Source organism: Ruegeria sp. BF8 (genome assembly GCF_056538625.1).
In genome coordinates this window covers 356696-375051 of sequence record NZ_JBQFTL010000003.1, presented here as the reverse complement: position 1 = coordinate 375051, position 18356 = coordinate 356696, and the positions used below count along the sequence as shown (strand labels likewise).

General features: G+C 61.4%; 15 protein-coding genes. 7 read left to right on the top strand and 8 right to left on the bottom strand.

All coding sequences use genetic code 11. From position 1 onward, the window contains the following. Positions 1 to 64 precede the first annotated feature (64 nt). From ACR0LD_RS12430 to ACR0LD_RS12415, 4 genes are read right to left on the bottom strand one after another with little or no spacing between them, the layout of a single operon-like run. The gene (locus tag ACR0LD_RS12430) at positions 65 to 994 is read right to left on the bottom strand and encodes a metal ABC transporter permease (RefSeq protein ID WP_480637202.1); all 930 of its coding nucleotides are present in this window, start codon (positions 992 to 994) and stop codon (positions 65 to 67) included. Then, positions 991 to 2196: a metal ABC transporter permease gene (locus ACR0LD_RS12425; RefSeq protein ID WP_480637201.1), complete on the bottom strand. Its 1206-nt coding sequence runs from the start codon at positions 2194 to 2196 to the stop codon at positions 991 to 993. The genes ACR0LD_RS12430 and ACR0LD_RS12425 overlap by 4 nt, the downstream gene beginning before the upstream one ends. A gap of 3 nt (positions 2197 to 2199) precedes the next feature. Then, positions 2200 to 3003, bottom strand: coding sequence for a metal ABC transporter ATP-binding protein (locus ACR0LD_RS12420; RefSeq protein ID WP_170360632.1), 804 nt, complete (start codon positions 3001 to 3003; stop codon positions 2200 to 2202). A 2-nt stretch (positions 3004 to 3005) separates the two neighbouring features. Then, positions 3006 to 3959 carry a metal ABC transporter solute-binding protein, Zn/Mn family gene (locus ACR0LD_RS12415; protein ID WP_480637198.1) on the bottom strand — a complete coding sequence of 318 codons (954 nt, stop codon included), beginning with the start codon at positions 3957 to 3959 and terminating at the stop codon, positions 3006 to 3008. Positions 3960 to 4156: 197 nt separating this feature from the next. On the opposite strand from ACR0LD_RS12415, the gene deoC reads away from it, so the two are divergent. The 3 genes from deoC to ACR0LD_RS12400 are packed head-to-tail and all read left to right on the top strand — an operon-like array spanning position 4157 to position 8336. Then, positions 4157 to 5155 (top strand): deoxyribose-phosphate aldolase, encoded by a 999-nt coding sequence (gene deoC, locus ACR0LD_RS12410; RefSeq protein ID WP_480637196.1) that lies wholly within the window; start codon positions 4157 to 4159, stop codon positions 5153 to 5155. Positions 5156 to 5166: 11 nt separating this feature from the next. Next, positions 5167 to 7500 (top strand): aldehyde dehydrogenase family protein, encoded by a 2334-nt coding sequence (locus tag ACR0LD_RS12405; RefSeq protein ID WP_480637194.1) that lies wholly within the window; start codon positions 5167 to 5169, stop codon positions 7498 to 7500. A 26-nt stretch (positions 7501 to 7526) separates the two neighbouring features. Continuing rightward, complete coding sequence (locus ACR0LD_RS12400; RefSeq protein ID WP_170419938.1) at positions 7527 to 8336, top strand: SDR family oxidoreductase; 810 nt, start codon at positions 7527 to 7529, stop codon at positions 8334 to 8336. Between the two features lie 69 nt (positions 8337 to 8405). Here the strand turns inward: ACR0LD_RS12400 and ACR0LD_RS12395 are convergent, their stop codons facing one another. Further along, entirely contained in the window at positions 8406 to 11054 is a 2649-nt protein-coding gene (locus ACR0LD_RS12395; protein WP_480637191.1) for an AsmA family protein, read from the bottom strand. A 245-nt stretch (positions 11055 to 11299) separates the two neighbouring features. Between ACR0LD_RS12395 and ACR0LD_RS12390 the strand changes: the two genes are divergently transcribed. The 4 genes from ACR0LD_RS12390 to ACR0LD_RS12375 all read left to right on the top strand — a co-directional run bounded on the left by ACR0LD_RS12390 (position 11300) and on the right by ACR0LD_RS12375 (position 14877). Further along, entirely contained in the window at positions 11300 to 11569 is a 270-nt protein-coding gene (locus ACR0LD_RS12390; RefSeq protein ID WP_342355333.1) for a potassium channel family protein, read from the top strand. A gap of 161 nt (positions 11570 to 11730) precedes the next feature. After that, complete coding sequence (locus ACR0LD_RS12385) at positions 11731 to 12810, top strand: AI-2E family transporter (protein WP_480637189.1); 1080 nt, start codon at positions 11731 to 11733, stop codon at positions 12808 to 12810. Then, positions 12807 to 13871, top strand: coding sequence for an HlyD family secretion protein (locus ACR0LD_RS12380; RefSeq protein WP_480637187.1), 1065 nt, complete (start codon positions 12807 to 12809; stop codon positions 13869 to 13871). The genes ACR0LD_RS12385 and ACR0LD_RS12380 overlap by 4 nt, the downstream gene beginning before the upstream one ends. Beyond that, the gene (locus tag ACR0LD_RS12375) at positions 13861 to 14877 is read left to right on the top strand and encodes a DUF2955 domain-containing protein (protein ID WP_170433853.1); all 1017 of its coding nucleotides are present in this window, start codon (positions 13861 to 13863) and stop codon (positions 14875 to 14877) included. Before ACR0LD_RS12380 ends, ACR0LD_RS12375 begins: the two co-directional genes overlap by 11 nt. 42 nt (positions 14878 to 14919) lie before the next feature. Here ACR0LD_RS12375 and ACR0LD_RS12370 read toward each other — a convergent pair whose 3' ends face one another. The 3 genes from ACR0LD_RS12370 to ACR0LD_RS12360 form a co-directional block, all read right to left on the bottom strand. Beyond that, a complete protein-coding gene (locus ACR0LD_RS12370; RefSeq protein WP_170525677.1) occupies positions 14920 to 15384 on the bottom strand; it encodes a cupin domain-containing protein in 465 nt (154 codons plus the stop codon). A gap of 251 nt (positions 15385 to 15635) precedes the next feature. Beyond that, positions 15636 to 16946 carry a M16 family metallopeptidase gene (locus ACR0LD_RS12365; RefSeq protein ID WP_480637184.1) on the bottom strand — a complete coding sequence of 437 codons (1311 nt, stop codon included), beginning with the start codon at positions 16944 to 16946 and terminating at the stop codon, positions 15636 to 15638. Continuing rightward, positions 16943 to 18283: a M16 family metallopeptidase gene (locus tag ACR0LD_RS12360; protein WP_480637182.1), complete on the bottom strand. Its 1341-nt coding sequence runs from the start codon at positions 18281 to 18283 to the stop codon at positions 16943 to 16945. The genes ACR0LD_RS12365 and ACR0LD_RS12360 overlap by 4 nt, the downstream gene beginning before the upstream one ends. Positions 18284 to 18356: the final 73 nt, after the last annotated feature.

Sequence of the window (18356 nt, the reverse complement as noted above, 5' to 3'; positions counted from 1 at the left end):
GCCCCGATTGGTGGGCAAAGTTTGGCCGATCACCGACCGGACCGGGTGGCGGGAACACGCCGGATCAGCCCGGACCCGGCGCTGCTGCGCGCATCCGGCAGGGGCCAAACACGGCCGTGAAAGCCAGAATCAGGCCGGACATGGTGGCAATCATCCCGGCCGCACTGACGGCGTCCGACCCGCCCAACCACAGCGGGCCATATCCAGCCAGGACATAGCCGGACACGGCGGATAGGATGGCGAAGACAACACTCCAGGCAATCTGGGTCTCAAGCCGGTCGGTCATCATCCGGGCGGCGGCCGGCGGGCAGATGAACATTGCGATCACGATGATCGAGCCGACGGCATCAAACGCGGCCACGGCTGCAATCGCCGCCGCAATCACCAGCGCCATTCCCAGCGCCCCGGTTCGAATTCCGATCGTCCGGGCAAAGCCTTCGTCGAAGGTCGAGATCTTGAGCGGCCGCCAGAACAGCCAGACGAACAGGCTGACACCCACCAATGTCAGGGCGATCCGAGCAAGCTCAGGCGGCAGACCGGCCAGCGCGACCGGATCCAGCAGCGAGGACCAGCCAGTCGCGTCAAGCCAGATCAGGCTTTCCAGGCTGCCATACAGTGCGTGTTCGACATCCAGATGAACGCTCGAGGTGTCGGTCTGCTCCAACAGCAGCACCCCTCCGGCGAACATGGTGGTGAACACGACGCCCATTGCGGCGCCCGGTTCGATCTGGCCCAGCCTCCGGATGGTCTCGATCAGCACAACGGCGACAACCGCCGCGCCCGCGGCGCCCAGCATCATCGGCCAGGTTGAGATCGCGCCGGTGACGAGAAAGGCCACGACGATTCCGGGCAGAACCACATGGCTGATGGCGTCGCCGATCAGTGCCTGTTTGCGGAGCACAAGGAAGTTTCCGGGCAATGCGCAGGCGATGGCCGCGAAGGTCCCGATCAGCAGCGGCGTCAGGGACAGGGGAACGAATTCTTCACCGCTCATGGGCGAACCTCCCGTGGTCCGCCAATGCGGCGGTCGATGTCGTCGATCTGGTCCCGGGTCAGAACCGTTTCGATGTCGCGTAACCCGTCATACAGGGCGGCGGCTGCCTCGTGCGCATTGTCGGCGCGTACGATTTCCCAGCGTTTCTCGTCGCGCAGCGCCTTGGCCGCCTGCGCTCTGCCGGCGTCCGTAGCCACCCCGTCGGGCCGGGCAAGTCCGGCCTGACGCAGCAGGCGCAATGTGTAGGGCTCATAGATGTTCTGGCCTTGTGCAAGCGCCAGCAACCCCTGTCGGATGTGAACTCGCCGCTGGAACCGCAGATGCCGCACGATTGCGGCCAATACGCCGCGCACCGGAGCCAGGAACAGCGATACGACAAAAAAGCCGAAGCTGAACAGGACGATGATCGGTCCAGTCGGCAAGTTGGGCGCCGAGGCGGACACCGTCGCACCCAGATAGCCCGACAACCCACCAATGACCCCCGACAACAGCACCACATAGTCGGACCGGTCCGACCAAAACCGCGCCGTGACGGCGGGTATGATCAGCAAAGCCACGATCAGGATCAATCCGACGATCTTCAGCCCGACAACCGTGACCGCCATGACAAGTCCCATCATCGCAAGGTCGATGCGATGCACTGGCAGCCCCAAGGCGGCCGCATATTCGGAATCGAACGCCACCATCATCATGGGGCGGCGGATGATCATGACGAGCAGCAGCGTTGCAGCGCCGCCGATCGCGATGATCAGAGCGTCAGACCACAGCATCCCGGCCGTCGAGCCCAGCAAGAACCCCTCAAGCCCGGCCTGTCGGCCCACTCCCATGGTCTGGATGATTGTCAGCAGAACGATACCAAAGCCGAAGAAGACCGACAGGACCGCCCCGATCGCTGCGTCCTCGGCCAGACGGGTGCGGCGGATCAGCCAATTCATGCACAAAAGGCCCATGGCGGCCGAAATCGCGGAACCGGACAGCAGTCCGATCAGGTTTCGCCCGGTTCCGCCCAGCGCCACTAAAACCATAAAGGCGATGCAGACGCCCGGAAGCGTCGCGTGACTGATGGCGTCACTGACCAGCGCTCGCTTGCGCAGAAACAGAAAGGTGCCTGTCACGCCAGCCGAAAAACCAAGCAGCGTGGCCCCGATGGCAACCAAGGTGGCGTTGTACCCCAATTGCAGGGTCAGAGCGTCCCACAGCATGTGTCAGCCCGAAGTGCCCGAGATCTGGTTGATCTGGGCGGTGGCAAGCCGCCCCCCGTAGGCGGCCTGAAGAGTTTCGGCGGTAAAGGCCTGCTCGACCGGGCCCTCGGCGACCTTGCGGGTATTGATCAGGAACACGTGGTCGAAATAATCTGCGACCGTGGCAAGGTCATGGTGGACCACGACCACCGTCTTGCCGGCTTCCTTTAGGGATTTGAGGACCGAGATGATGGCTTTTTCGGTGGCGGCATCGACCCCGGCAAACGGTTCATCCAGCAGGTACAGATCGGCATCCTGAGCAAGTGCGCGCGCCAGAAACACCCGTTGCTGCTGACCACCCGAAAGCTGGCCGATTTGGCGGTCCGCAAACTCATGCATCCCGACCCGATGCAGACACTCCATCGCGTGGGCCATGTGTCGCATCCGGACCCGGCCCAGCAAGCCCAGTTCCCGTGACAGGCCCATCAGGACCACGTCGATGACCCGCGTCGGGAAATCCCAATCGACGCTGGCGCGCTGCGGCACATAGGCGATTCGGGCCCGCTGCCGGTCCAACGCCTTGCCGAACACCAGCACCTGGCCCGACAGCGGCTTGACGATACCAAGCGCCGCCTTGAGCAGCGTCGATTTGCCAGCGCCGTTCGGTCCGATGATGGCCGTCATGGCCCCGGGTTGCACGGTCATGTCTACCGAGAAAATGGCCGGTTTCTGACCGTAGGATACCGTCATCCCCCGGATCACAAGCGGGCTGTCCTGCACCGTCAGGTCCCCGCTTGACGACGATTTTCCAGCCGCAAGCTCCAACATGGTCAGAGCCCCGCAGACAGCTTGCCGGACATGCCGCGTTCAGGCACATCCGCACCCAGGCCCCGTGCAATGACCGTGATGTTGTGATCCAGCATCCCGATATAGGTGCCCTCGTAGGTGCCCGGCTCGCCCATGGCGTCCGAATACAACTCACCCCCGACCGAGACGGTATGACCCTTCGCCGCCGCACCCTCGATCAACGCCCGCATCGACCGATCCGAGACCGAGCTTTCGACGAAGACGGCGGTCAGGTTGCGCGCGACCAAAGTGTTGACCAATTCTCCGATCCGGTTCAGCCCCGCCTCGGACTGGGTCGAGATACCCTGTATCCCCAACACTTCGAACCCGAATTCCTCACCGAAATAGGCAAAGGCGTCATGGGCGGTGACCAGAACACGGTTGTCTTCGGGCACCTGGGCCAGCACCTTTTTCCCATAGGCGTCCAACTGGTCGATTTCAGCCAGAAAACGCTGGGCGTTGGCGGCGAAGTAAGCGGCGGAGTCCGGCCGCACGTCGGTCAGCGCCTTTTGCACCTCGACCACGACGTCTTTCCACAGAACCGGGCTCATCCACACATGCGGATCGTATTTGTCGGCATAGTCGGCATGTGCACGCAGTTTTAACTTGTCGATGGCATCCGCCACGGCAACGACTTTGCGTTTGCGCCCGAGGTCGTGGAAGAAGTCTTCCATCTGCGCCTCAAGATACAAGCCGTGCCACAAGACCAGGTCGGCCCTTGTCGCGGCAACGATATCGCTGCGGGTCTGGCGATAACCGTGCGGGTCGACTCCGGGCCCCATCAGCCCTTTGACTTCGACCTGATCACCGCCGACCTGCTGCACGGCGTCCGCAATCATTCCGGTCGTCGCCACGACCTTCAGCGGCGCCTCGGCCCACGCCGCCAAGGGCAGCGCGGCACCAAGAGCAAGGGCAAAAAGAAAACTGCGGCGAATCATGTGTGACCTCGTTCCGAGTACCAGTTGAGAATGAATATGCGAACCATTCGCAACTAAGTCAACCGTGTTGCGAATTACTCGCAAGAAAAAGCCGGATTTGTCCATTTGGTCAAAAAAGTGGCCAAAGGCGCCCGGTTTGCCTTTCCTTTGGCCGTTTCCCGTGCGATTTTGGCGCAAACCTCCCAAAGGACGTGACAATGGATACGCAGAGCTCAGAAAGCCCCGTGCGCACCGCGCATCTGCCGCAAGTGACCGAGCCCCGAAACCCCGGCATGGATCTGGATCTCGACTGGGTGCGCGCCGTGCAGGCCAACACCTCGGCCATCGAGCGCCGCGCCGCGACCCTGCCCGGACGCCGGTCGGTCAAGAAAGAGCATCAGGCCGCCTGGCTGCTGAAGGCGATCACCATGATCGACCTGACCACCCTGTCGGGCGATGACACCGAGGGCCGCGTGCGCCGCCTGTGCGCTAAGGCCCGCCAGCCCGTGTCACCCGCCCTGCTGAGGGCGCTTGGCATGCCGCCGATTACCACCGGCGCGGTCTGCGTCTATCACGACATGATCGAAACGGCGGTGGATGCGCTGACAGGCACCGGCATTCCGGTCGCGGCCGTATCCACCGGGTTTCCGGCGGGCCTGTCGCCCTTTCACCTGCGCGTGGCCGAGATTGAGGAGAGCGTGAAGGCCGGGGCCGAGGAGATCGACATCGTGATCTCGCGCCGCCATGTGCTGCAGGACAACTGGCAGGCGCTGTATGACGAGATGAAGGCGTTCCGCGCAGCCTGCGGCGAGGCGCATGTAAAGGCCATCCTCGCCACCGGCGAGCTGGGCAGCCTGCGCAACGTGGCGCGTGCCTCGCTGATCTGCATGATGGCGGGGGCCGATTTCATCAAAACCTCGACCGGCAAGGAAAGCGTCAACGCCACCCTGCCCGTGTCGCTGGTCATGATCCGCGCGATCCGTGACTACTATGACCGCACCGGCTATCGCGTGGGCTACAAGCCCGCCGGCGGGATTTCCAAGGCCAAGGATGCGCTGGTCTACCTGTCGCTGATCAAGGACGAGCTGGGCGACCGCTGGCTGCAACCCGACCTGTTCCGGTTCGGCGCGTCGTCCCTGCTGGGCGATATCGAGCGGCAGTTGGAACATTTCGTCACCGGGGCATACTCGGCCGGTTACCGGCACCCGATGGGCTGAGGACAGGAACAATGACAGTCAAAGAGATTTTCGAGACCATGGAATACGGACCCGCCCCGGAAAGTGCCGCCGAGGCCCTGGCATGGCTGGTCGATCAGGGCGACAAGTTCGGCCATTTCATCGACGGCGCCTTCACCAAGCCCGGCAAAGGGTTTGAAAGCCGCAACCCGGCCACGGGCGAGGTTCTGGCCAAGCTGACCCAGGCCACGCAGGCCGATGTGGACGCCGCCGTGGCCGCCGCCCGCAAGGCGCAGCCCAAATGGGAAAAGCTGGGCGGCCCCGCCCGCGCCCGATACCTCTATGCGATCGCGCGGCTGATCCAGAAACACGCCCGCCTGTTCGCGGTGCTGGAGACGCTCGACAACGGCAAGCCGATCCGGGAATCGCGCGACATCGACATTCCTCTGGTGCAGCGGCATTTCTACCATCACGCGGGCATGGCCCAGCTGATGGAAACCGAGCTGCCCGACGCACAGGCGCAGGGGGTCTGCGGCCAGATCATCCCGTGGAACTTCCCGCTGCTGATGCTGGCGTGGAAGGTGGCCCCGGCGCTGGCCATGGGCAACACGGTGGTGTTGAAGCCTGCCGAATACACTTCGCTGACGGCGCTGCTGTTTGCCGATATCTGCATGCAGGCCGGTCTGCCCAAGGGCGTGGTCAACATCGTCACCGGCGACGGCGCGGTGGGCGAGATGATCGTGAAGGCAGACGTGGACAAGATCGCCTTTACCGGCTCGACGATCGTTGGGCGCCGCATCCGCGAGGCCACCGCCGGGTCGGGCAAGGCCCTCACGCTCGAGCTGGGCGGCAAGTCGCCCTACATCGTCTTTGACGATGCCGACATCGACAGTGCCATCGAAGGTCTGGTCGATGCGATCTGGTTCAACCAGGGCCAGGTCTGCTGCGCGGGCTCGCGCCTGCTGGTGCAGGAGGGCATCGCCGAGCGGTTCTATGCCAAGCTGCGCGCCCGCATGGACACGCTGCGCATCGGCAACCCGCTGGACAAATGCATCGACGTGGGCGCCGTGGTGGACCCGGTGCAGCTGCAGACCATCAAGTCGATGGTCGAGGGCAACGCGGTAGGCCAGGTTTACCAACCCGCCTGTGAGTTGCCCGCGAACGGCTGCTACTACCCGCCAACGCTGATCACCGGACTCGAGACCTCGGACCCGCTGATGCAGGAGGAGATATTCGGTCCGGTTCTGGTCTCATCAACCTTCCGCACCCCGGCCGAGGCGGTCGAGCTGGCCAACAACACCCGTTACGGGCTGGCGGCCACGGTCTGGACCGAGAACGTCAACCTTGCGCTGGACATCGCACCCAAGCTGGTCGCGGGCGTGGTCTGGGTCAATGCCACCAACCTGTTCGACGCGGCCGCGGGCTTTGGCGGCGTGCGCGAAAGCGGCTTTGGCCGTGAAGGCGGCTGGGAAGGGCTGAGCGCCTATTCCAAGCCCAAGGGCAAAGCCAAGCCGCTGGCCAAGATCGAACCTATTGTGGGCGAAGGCGGCCCAGTCGATCCGGTCGACCGCACGGCCAAACTGTATGTCGGCGGCAAGCAGGCGCGGCCCGATGGCGGCTATTCCCGCGCGGTCTGGGGCAAGGCGGGGCTGCTGGGCCATGTGGGTCTAGCCAACCGCAAGGACGTGCGCAACGCGGTCGAGGCCGCGGCCGGCGCGGCGGGCTGGTCGAAAACCACCGGCCATCTGCGGGCGCAGATCCTGTATTACATCGGTGAGAACCTCTCGGCCCGCGCCGATGAGTTCGCGCATCGCATCGACGCGATGACCGGCCGCAAGGACGGTACGAAAGAGGTCGACGCCGCAATCCAGCGCCTGTTCACCGCAGCCGCCTGGGCCGACAAGTATGACGGCCAGGTGCATGGCGTTCCGATCCGGGGCGTGGCGATTGCGATGAAGGAACCGGTGGGCGTGATCGGCGCGCTTTGCGCTGACGAAGCGCCGCTGCTGGGTCTGGTCTCGGCCATGGCCCCGGCGATCGCGATGGGCAACCGGGTGGTTCTGGTGGCGTCCGAGCCCTATCCGCTGGCGGCGACCGATTTCTATCAGGTACTGGACACCTCGGACGTGCCCGCAGGCGTGGTCAACATCCTGACCGGCAGTCATGAGGAACTGGCCAAACCGCTGGCCTCGCATCTGAACGTGGATGCGGTCTGGTCCTTCTCGTCGTCGGACCTGTCAGCACAGATCGAGGTCGTCTCGGCCGGGAACCTGAAACGGACCTGGGTCAATAACGCGACGGCATTCGATTGGGGCATGGACCACACCCGCCGCTTCCTGCAGGCTGCGACCGAGATCAAGAACATCTGGGTGCCCTACGGCGAGTAGGGCCCCTCCAAAGCGGGAGGCTCTACATGGACTTTGCAGGAAAGACGGTCATCGTCATCGGCGGGACCAGCGGTATCAATCGGGGCATCGCCGAGGCCTTCGCGGCCTCGGGCGCCAAACTGGCCGTGGCCAGCCGCTCGCAGGAGAAGGTGGACGACACCATCGCCGCGCTGAAGGCAGCCGGCGCGGCCGAGACCATCGGCGCGGCCTTCGACGTTCGTGATGCCGAGGCGGTCGCCGCGGGGCTGGAACAGTTCCACGCGGCGCTCGGTGATTTCGACGTGCTGGTTTCGGGGGCGGCGGGCAACTTCCCGGCGCTGATGGCGGAGATGTCGGTCAACGCCTTCCGCACCGTGGTCGAGATCGACCTGATGGGTACTGTACATGTGCTGAAAGGCGCCTATCCCTATCTGAAACGGCCCGGCGGCAACATCATCAACATTTCGGCCCCGCAATCTTACCTGCCCTACGAGGGCCAGGCCCATGTCTGCGCGGCCAAGGCGGGTGTCGATCAGATCACCCGCACCCTGTCGATGGAATGGGGTGTGGAAGGCATCCGGGTGAACTCGGTGGTGCCGGGTTTCATCGAGGGCACCGAGGGCGCCAAGCGTCTGGCCCCCACCCCCGACGCGGGCGAGCAGCTGCGCCGAGACGTGCCGCTGGGCCGCTGGGGCACGCCTCAGGACGTGGCCAACGCCTGTCTGTTCCTGGCCTCGGACATGGCCAGCTATGTCAGCGGTACGGTTCTGGCCGTGGACGGGGCGCTGTATCAGCGCGGCTCGGGTCAGTTCGGCCAGATGATGGGGCAGATGCTGCGCAGCATGAAAAAGGGGTGATCCGCGTCCGACAGGCTTGGCCGGCCTTGCCGAACACAGGCAGGGCCGTGGCCGCTTGGCAAACCGCCGCTACTGCAACTGCAGGATATCCGGGATGCAGAGCTTTCTTTGTGCCGGCATCTGGTCTGCACCATCCGACCGCTTCAGCCTTTTCGGACCATCCTTGACTTTGACCTTGGGCTCAGCGAGCGCGCCCCTCAGGGTCACTGGCCACGGGCTGCGCGCAAGTGGCTCGCCAATCTTTCTTGGCTGGATGTTCAGGTCCAACACCTTGTCCGTCAGGTCGACAGCGCCAAAGACAACGACCTGAACATGATCTGTTTCCAGCGTCGTCTGTTTCGTCTCAATTTTTCCGTTGGAAATGCTGATCGGAGCGCGCAGGCACACGATTGGCGCCACTTTCTGTTTTTCCTTGGTAAATACCCACGGAAGAATACCCAGCCCGGCTAGATCCAGAAGCTGGGTTTCGATCGAACCGTCGCGCATTGAAACCGTGGCATTGCCACTCATGCTGCCGACGAATTGCTTGACGGTATCCGTGCCCCCCGTAACCGAGAAATCTGCGTACACCGTGCCGCTGGCGCCTTTCTTGAAGTTCAGGTTTTGCAGAAGGTCATCCAACTGCCATCCGCCCGCCTTTCCGGTCAGGGTCAGCAGATGCGCCTCATTCGAAAGATCCATTTGCCCGCTGACGTCGAAATGACCACCTCCGTATTCAAACTTCAGAGGTCCGGCCCGTAGCTCGTTTTCGTCCAGAGTCAGTTCGCTCTGCAGGCTGCTGATGCCCTTGGCACCCTCAATGTGACGCAGGTCTATGTCGACATCTACATTCACACCCGACAGCAAAATGGCCCGCCCGATGGGTTTGAGGGTCACATCCCTCAACGGACCTGTGTCACCGTCGCCTTGCTCGGCATCTTCCTGCTCCGGCGGTGAACCACCTATCTTGCGCAGTTGGGCGGCCGCCTGAACGATGGTCCGGATTTGATCGATTTTTATCAGATCGCTCTCGATCGACCCCTGCAGCACGGGATCGCTTGTTGCGTCATCAAGATCCGCCGCGATTTTCAAGACCGACTCGGAAACCTCGACATTGGCGTTGGCATTCCAATCGGTGCCTTCACTTACCAGGTCGATTTCAAGATGGGCCCGACCGGTGTCCACCGGCTCCAGCGACAAGGCCTTCAGAAGATCTGCGCCCGACGGAACATCCACGTCGATTGCCAGATCCAGATTCTCGAACTTGAGGACATTTTCTACGGTTCCGTGCACCTCCAGGCTCCAGACCTCGGTTTCGCTTGTCTGACCATCCAGATTGGTCAAAGCAAGCTGTTCGATGTTTCCGTTCAAATGAAAGTCTCCCGAAAACCTGCCCAGCTGGTCATCGGGGCCCAGCAGTTCGGGCGAGATCAGACTGCTTGCCGGAATATTAATCAAACCCTCGGCGGATACGCCCTGCAACTGCAACGCATCCTCGACCGAACCGGTCAGAATGATAAACGGATCGGCGGGGTTTCCGATCCTCAAATTGATGTTGCCCACGCTCAGGGCACCTTCGGGCGTTCTGGCAAGCTCGGAGAATTTGATCGGCGGCGGGCCCTCACCAGAGGTGTCCAGCGTGAAACCGTTCGTCTTGATGACCATCTGCCGTTGCGGGACCTGTCCCGGGACACTGTCGATGACCATATCCACAGCAATAAGCTTGAGGTCATACCGCGAGGCAGCCGGAGCCGGCTCGGCATCCTCAGGATACAGGCGAATGCGGGTCGTCAGAGAAACATCTTCTGGATTGCCCAATTTCCCGATTTGTCCGGTGACGGAAAGGCTTTGGCCACCATCCAGCTCGGCCAGAACAGACAGGTCATCAACCCGTGCGACGCCGTCTGCCAGTTTGAATGTTGCACCAACATTGCCCGAACCCTCCAACACGCGGTTGAGTTTCAAGACATCGAGCAGTTGACCCAACTGATCGACCTCGAGGGTCGCCTTGACCTGAAGGCCGGTCTCCACAGGAATCTGTTGGGCTTCGACCGAAATCTGATCAAAGTTCCATGCCACTTGGAACGGGTCCTGGGGCGGGAACGTGCCCTTCAAGTCAAAACTCTGACCGTTGAGCGACCCCGTTCCGACCGCCGAGGCAACATCGGTTTCGGCATCGCGCTGCAAAACCAGTTCTGGAAGCTGCAAGTCCAGTCCAATGCCGTTCAGGTCGTTCTGATAGAGTACGGTGACATCCGTGAGGTCGATCGTGCGATCCGTCAGGATACCGGCCAAAGGTTGGGTCGGGCGTTCCGAAGTCTTGTCGGTTTCGGCCCCGGTGCGCGAAAAGGACTGCCAGTTGGTCACGCCTTCTTCGTCTGTCATCAGGTTCAGACGAACCCCAGACACTGAAAGATTGCTCACCGACAGCTTGCTGTTCCACAGGTCCCGTGCAGATACGTCGAACTCGATCTGATCAATCGCTGCCAGATCCGCCTCGGCCTTGGGTGTGGCGGGCAATACCAGTCCAGCTGCTGATACCTGCAACTGACGACCAAGGCCCAAACGCACCTCATCCTCAATCAAGACCTGCTGACCCAGCTTCCTTGAGATCAGGTTCTCAACGAAACTGGTCCGCACCGACGAGAACAAAGCGGAAGACAGAAACAGCCAAGCCGCGGCAAAAACCACAAGCGCGACCGCGCAACAGATCAAGACACCTTTGACAATTATTCGCACGTTTCCCCTCAGCGTCCCGATTCAGCATGTGATTACCCTAGAGCATTTATCCATCATGTTAATGGAATACATGTTTCGCGCGCCTTCTGAGGCCACGAGATTGCCGTTGCCCGGGCCAACTCACCCTTTGGATTCACACAATCATCCATTTACTGCTATATGTGAATTCTTTTGCGAATGAGGGCATGATGAATTCACTAACCAGAATAACGCGTGGGATAGGTGTCGCATTCAAGGACGGCAGAGTGAAGGGCATACTCGCCTTCACCGTCGGAATGATCCTTTGGGCGTCCGTGTTCTACCATTTTGTCGAGGGGTGGAGTTGGTTGGACTCTATCTATTTTTCCGTAGTGACGATCTCGACCGTGGGTTTTGGCGACTTTTCTCCTGAAACCGCTGCGGGCAAGATCTTTACGATGGCGTACATAATCGTGGGTCTGGGTATCTTCGTCACCGCCGCCACGACCGTGGCCGACACGATCCTGTCCCAGGAGGATGAGACTCCGAAAAAATAGGCTCTGGCAAGGTGAGCCACAGCGTGCTTTGCACCTCAGGATCCGCTTGCAAAGTGGGGGCTGAGTCAACCACCGCACTGCCGGAAACCACTAAGAGCTCAAAAATATACATATTTGCTTTTTTGAGTGTAACATACGGAAAAACATACCAGGGGGATGGAATGGAAAAGACTCAGGACGCAAAGATTGTCGACCTTGCGATAAGGTTACTGTTTCTCGGGCTGTTTCTCTACAGCGCCTTGGTCATGGTTGCCCCGCTTGCAAGCGTCGTCATCTGGGCCACAATTCTCTGCGTCGCGCTTTATCCCGCCTTCGATTGGCTTCAGTCCAAGCTGGGAGGACGGAAGAAGCTGGCAACGACGATCCTGGTTTTGCTGGGTCTGGTTCTCACATTGGGGCCGGTAGCAACGGCGGTATCTGGGGCTGCGGAACTGGGGTTCGAGTTTGCCGAGCAAGCTGACAAGGGCGAGTTGAAGATACCGCCGGCGCCGGAAGGCCTGAAGGATCTGCCTCTGGTCGGCGCCAAGCTTGCCGATGCCTGGGGCATGTTTGAACGGAACTTGGATGGTGCGCTTGCAAAATACGGCGCGCAAATCCTCGAGATCACCAAATCGCTCTTTGGCAAAGTCCTGGGGATCGGAATCGGGCTTCTCGGCCTTGCCCTGTCGGTGTTGATCATGGGCGCCCTGTTCAGCCCCGGACCGGATCTGGTGCAGGGCCTTCAGCGCTTTGCCAACCGCGTCTTTGCGCCACGCGGCGGCGAATTCGTCACTCTGGCTGGGGCCACGATCCGGAACGTCACCAAGGGAGTAATCGGGGTTGCCGCCATTCAGGCCGTCGTTGTCTGGGTCCTGTTGGCGCTGTTCGGGATATCCTCGGCCGCGACGCTGGCGTTCATCTGCCTGATCCTCTCGATCATCCAGATCGGCCCCGGCCTCGTCCTTCTGCCGCTGGTCATCTATGCATGGAGTTCCATGTCCGGCGGTGCGGCGCTGATCTTCACCGTTCTGGCCATTCCCGTCAGCATAATGGACAGCTTCCTGCGGCCGGTTTTCATTTCAAAAGGCCTGGAGACCCCGATGCTCGTGATCCTCATCGGGGTGCTGGGCGGGATGATGGCCTATGGCCTGATCGGCATCTTCATGGGTCCGGTCTTGTTCGCCGTCTTCTACGAGTTGTTCAAGGTCTGGATCGACGCCTCACCAGCGACCGATGACACCGCCGAGGGAGCCGCAAAATGAGGAAGACGATCTGGACGACACTGGCCGTCATTCTCATCTTCCTCATCTGGTATCTGGTTGCCGACCGCAAGACGCCGTTCACCGGGAACGCACGGGTAAAGGCCGTGGCGACCCAAATCGTTCCGCAGGTCACGGGAACCGTGATCGAGGTATTGGTAGAAAACGGGCAGATCGTCTCGGCCGGCGATCTGCTGGTTCGGATCGACCCGAGACCCTACGAGATTGATCGCGACAGAGCCCAGGCCGACCTTGAGGCGGCCACTCAAGAGGTGGGTGCGTCCTCGGCGGAGGTAAGTGCGGCGCAAGCCAAGTTGGCCCGCGCGCAGAGCGATCTGGATACGATGCGCATTCAGACGGAGCGGGTCTTCGCGCTCGAGAAGAAAGGGCTGATTGCCATCTCGAAAGCTGACGATGCCCGAGGCCAGCTGGCCGAGTCCGAGGCAAACTATGAAAACGCCAAAGCGGATCTGGAGAAAGCCAAGCAAAGGCTTGGGGACGAAGGGAATGAGAATCCCAAAATCCAACGTGCCTTGGCGGCTTTGGCCGATGCCGAGCTCAATCTGGAATGGACCGAACTGCGCGCGCCGGCTACGGGCGTCATATCCAACTTGTTGATTGCGCCCGGCACATACGCCCGGTCCGGCCAGGATCTGCTGACGTTTCTTGATGCGACGGACGTGTGGATCGAGGCGTATTTCACCGAGAACAATCTGGGGCGCGCCACCGTCGGGTCTCCGGTGGATGTCGTGCTGGATATGCACCCCGGTCAGATCATCCCGGGCAAAATCGAAAGCTTCAGCGCGGCGGTCTCGCTGAGTGGCGGCGACACACCCGGACAATTGGCAAGCCCGCCGAGCACCAAAGGCTTTCTGCGCGAACCTGAACGGTTTCCCGTGCGCATCATACTGCCGGGCTACGAGGCCGGAAGCGCGGAAGACGACCTGAGGTTTCAGTTGAACGGTCAGGCGGATGTCATCATGTACCTCAGCGACAACGGGATACTGAACGCGGTCGGTCGGACATACATTCGTTTGGTTTCGATCTTTTCTTATGCGTACTGAGGACAGACACGCCGTTTACAGACTTGCACTGGGTGTGACCGGCGTCTTTTCTCTGGGGCTTTTCCTTGGGTGGCCATTGGCGGTTGTTGGCGCGGTGTTCACCGCGCTCTTCCTTCAGGCACCTACCGCGTTGCCCCTGGCCGCGTTTGCGAAACTGTTCGTTTTCTCGATTGCGTTGATGTTCGTTTCTTTCCTGCTCTCATCGGTTTTCGCGCCCTATCCGGTCGTGTTTCTGATACTGGTGGCGATCGGGATAATCCTGTCCTTCATATGGTCCGTGTCAGGCGCCGGTGTCCTGCCGGGCGTCATCGCCCTGATGGGGGCGCTGATGATCCCCAACCTCGTTCTGCAATCTCCGGATCTGGCGCTAGTGCTTGTATTCTGGATCCCGCTGAACCTGTTGTTTGCCGGTTTCGTATCGACGCTGATGTTCACGCTGATTCCGGCCGCCCCCCAGACAGCCACGCAGGCCAAAGCCGCATCCGCCGCTGATTTTGACAAGCATCGGCGCATCGTCAGAATGTCTCTTGTCACGGTTCCTTTCGCCCTGGCATTTTTTGTGTCTGGGGCGTCTGCCTTGCTGGTTCTGTTCTTTGTGGCCCTTCTCAGCCAGCAGCTCGCTGCGATGCCTGCCGCCGGCAAAGCCGTGGCCAAGGCGATGCTGACGGCAAACCTGCTCGGCGCAGCTGCGTCCATCATCTGCTACGAAGTCAACGTCATCGCGCCGGTCATTCTCACGCCGATCCTGCTGTGCTTTTTCGCCTGTGTGACGCTGGGCGCGCTCGGCAAATCCCAGATCCCGCTGGCCGCCGCCGCCGGATCGGCCCTGACGACGGTCCTGATTGTCTACGGCGGGTCGATTTCACCGTTTTCGGACGAGGCCGATGTCAAAAGCATCACTCGCGTTCTGCAAGTCGCAAGCGCGGCCCTGTTCGTCATCATAGCCTACGTGGTCGTGGATGAGTTCTGGCCGGAAAAGAAACGCGAAAACCCGGTGAATGCATGACGCAGCCGCCAACTTTGGCGCCCGAGGCAAATTGGACTGACGTCAAAGCTGCAGGGGCGGCCCCAGAAACTCGATCTGCCATTTCTCGGAGAATGCGTTCAGCACCTCCCGGTCGGGAACTCCGTCTGCCATGATGTCTCCCAGCCCGTTGAAAAAGGCGACCGTGTCGAAGGAGGGCAGTATCATGACCAGTTGCCGCGCTGGCCAGTCGGAAAGATTGCGAAATGCGTGCGCGGCGCCACCGGGGATCGTGACGACGTCGCCCGTTTCTGCAACAAAGCGCTTTCCATCGCACTCATAGAGATACCGCCCGTCCAAAACGCGAAAGATCTCAGTTTGCGGGTGACGGTGCAGGGGCGGGCCAAACCCCGGTTCATTTATGGTCTCTATGACCGATATATTCTCGTCGGTGGTGTCGTGCGGTATACGGACAAACAACTGCAGTCCAATCGCCGGGACGTGGATGGGAGGGTCGGTCAACTTCGAATGCCAGAACTGATAGGGCATCAAGGACCCCTCCTTCCTTACCCGCGAAAATAGTTCCGCTTCATGATGACATCTGTCCATCAAGTGAAGCAAGCCCGCCGGCGGACCCGCATGACCGTGAAGGCCATGCGGGTTTCACGGAACAAATGCCGGAGCCGCGGACGATCCAGAGGTTGCGGACGCTTCCGGTTCAAGGGACCCGGGGCGAGCGGCGTTGAATGACCGCTCGTCGGGAGTTCTGCAAAAGGCCTGCCGACTGCCGGCCCTTCGCGTCAGTTCGTGGTCTCTAGCCCCTCGGGTTTGCCCACCACCACGAAATGCAGCCCGTCCGGGTCCAGCAGCTCGGCCGCGACGCGGTTCACCTCGTCCAGCGTAACCGCGTTCACCTTGTCGTTTCGGGTCGCGATGTAGTCGATCGGAAGATCTTCCATCTGCATGCCCACCATGATGCCCGCGATCTGGGCATTGCCGTCAAAGCGCAACGGGTAAGCGCCGGTCAGATAGGTCTTGGCGTCGTCCAGCTCTTTCTGGGTTACGCCTTCGGTCGCCGCGCGCCGCCATTCGTCGCGAATTACCTCGATAGCCTGCCCGATCCGGTCATTGGCCGAGGATACCGACCCCAGATAGACCGAGGCCAGATCCTTGGGCACCAGATAGGTCCCGACGCCATAGGTCAGGCCGCGTTTTTCGCGCACTTCCTGCATCAGGCGGCTTTCAAAGCCGCCGCCGCCGAGGATGTGGTTCAGGATGTAGGCTGCAAAGAAATCCGGATCGTCGCGGTCGATGCCCTTCTGGCCGAACAGCGCCACTGATTGCGGCGTGTCGAACTCGACCACCGTGACGCCACCGGGGATCGTTACCTCGGCATTCCCGGGAATCGGTTTGCCCGTTTCGGGAAGGTCCGACAACAGATTGTCCAGCAACGCACCCAACTCTTCGGGTGTGATGTCGCCCACTGCGCCCACATACAGACGGTCCTTGGCGAAGACGCCTTTGTATGCGTCGATGATATCGTCACGGGTCAGGGCCGATACGCTGTCGATCGAGCCTTTGCCGTTGGATCCATACGGATGATCGCCATAGGCCATTTTGGCGAATGCCTCACCCGCGATGTCATTGGGGTCGGTCTGTTCCGAGCGCAGCCCGGACAGGACCTGCGCCCGAACCCGGTCGATCGCGTCCTGATCAAAGCGTGGTTGCTGGATTGTGGTGCGCAGCAGGTCAACGGCGTCGTCCCGGTTTTCAGTCAGGAACTGGGCCGAGATCGCAACACTGTCATCGGTGGCCCTGTATCCGATCGACGCCGCCAGGGATTCCAGCGCCCGCGCATAGGTGCGAGAATCCATGTCGCCCGCGCCTTCTTCGAGAAGGCCGCTCATCAGATAGACCGCGCCGCGTTTGTCGGGATCGTCCAGTGACGTGCCCCCGCGGAACCGCAGTTCCAGCGCAGTGAACGGGATCGAGTGATCCTCGACCAGCCAGGCCCGGATGCCGCCGGGCGAGGTGACCTCCTGAATCTTGATCTCGGCCCAGGCAGGCAGAGCGATCAGCAGGGCGATCAAGGGGGCAAGGAAACGGATCATTGGGTCACCTCGTCATCACGCATCAGCCAGCCGGTGACCGACGCTTCGGGCTGAAGCACCTCGCGCGCGGCGGCGATGATTTCTTCGCCGGTGACGGCCTGCAAGATGTCGGGCCAGGCCTGCACGTCCTCGACCGTCAGGCCGCTGGTCAGCGCCCGACCATAGCGGTTGCCGATTCCATCGACGTTGTCTCGGGCATAGACCTGTGCGGCGCGCAGCTGCATCTTGATCCGGTCCAGATCATCCGGGTTGACGCCTTCTGCGATGAAATCGACCACCGCCTGATCCATCGCATCCTCGGCCTCTTGCAGCGACACGCCTTCAGCCGGAACAACGATCAGATCAAAGGTCGTGTCATCCAACGACACCCCACGATAAAACGCCCCGGCATATACAGCCAGTTGCTGCTCAAGCTGCAGTTTCTCGTTCAGGTAGGACGTGGTGCTGCCGCCCAGCAGTTCGGCCAGCAAGAACAACGCGGCAGCCTTTTCCTGTGCACCGGCATCACGCTCGGGCGCGAGGTAGCTGCGCTGAACATATGGTTGCGAAACCCGCGCATCCTTGAAGGTCAGACGCCGCTCGGCGGTCTGCGGCGGTTCCTGCGATCGGACCCGTTCAGGCAGGTCCGGGTTGGCGGGGATCACGCCATAATACGTCTCGGCCAAGGCTTTGACCTCGTCCGGGTCCACATCGCCGGTCACCACCAGGATCGCATTGTTGGGCGCATAATAGGTCTGGTAGAAGGACAGCGCGTCCTCCATGTCCAAGGTCTCCATCTCGTGCTTCCAGCCGATCACCGGAACGCCGTAGCGGTGGTTGAGATACTGCGCCGCGCTCATCTGTTCGCCGAACAGGGCACGGGGGTTGTTCTCGGTGCGCTGGTTGCGTTCCTCCAGGATCACGTCGCGCTCGGTGGCGATGTCGCTCTCGGTCAGCCGGATGTTGCGCATCCGGTCGGCCTCCATCTTCATCATCAACTCCAGCCGGTCGGCCGCGACGCGCTGGAAATAGGCTGTGTAGTCATACGAGGTGAAAGCGTTGTCGTTGCCCCCATTGGCCGCAACGGTGGCCGAAAGCTCGCCCGCCGCCATCGTATCGGTGGCCTTGAACAGAAGATGCTCGAGGAAATGCGCCACACCTGACGACCCGATCGGCTCGTCCGCCGATCCGGCCCGATACCAGACCATATGCTGAACCACGGGCGCGCGGTGATCTTCGACCACGACGACATCCATGCCGTTGTCCAGGGTAAAGGTGGTGACGGCCTCGTGCCCGGTTTCGGCCAAAACCGGGGTTGCGGTCATCAAAGCGGCGCAAAACGCCAAGGCCCGAGCCATGGGGCATCCTCCGTTTCGTTACGGTGTTCAAACTACGGTGACGCCGAACGGGTTCAAGAGCGATGACGGAAAG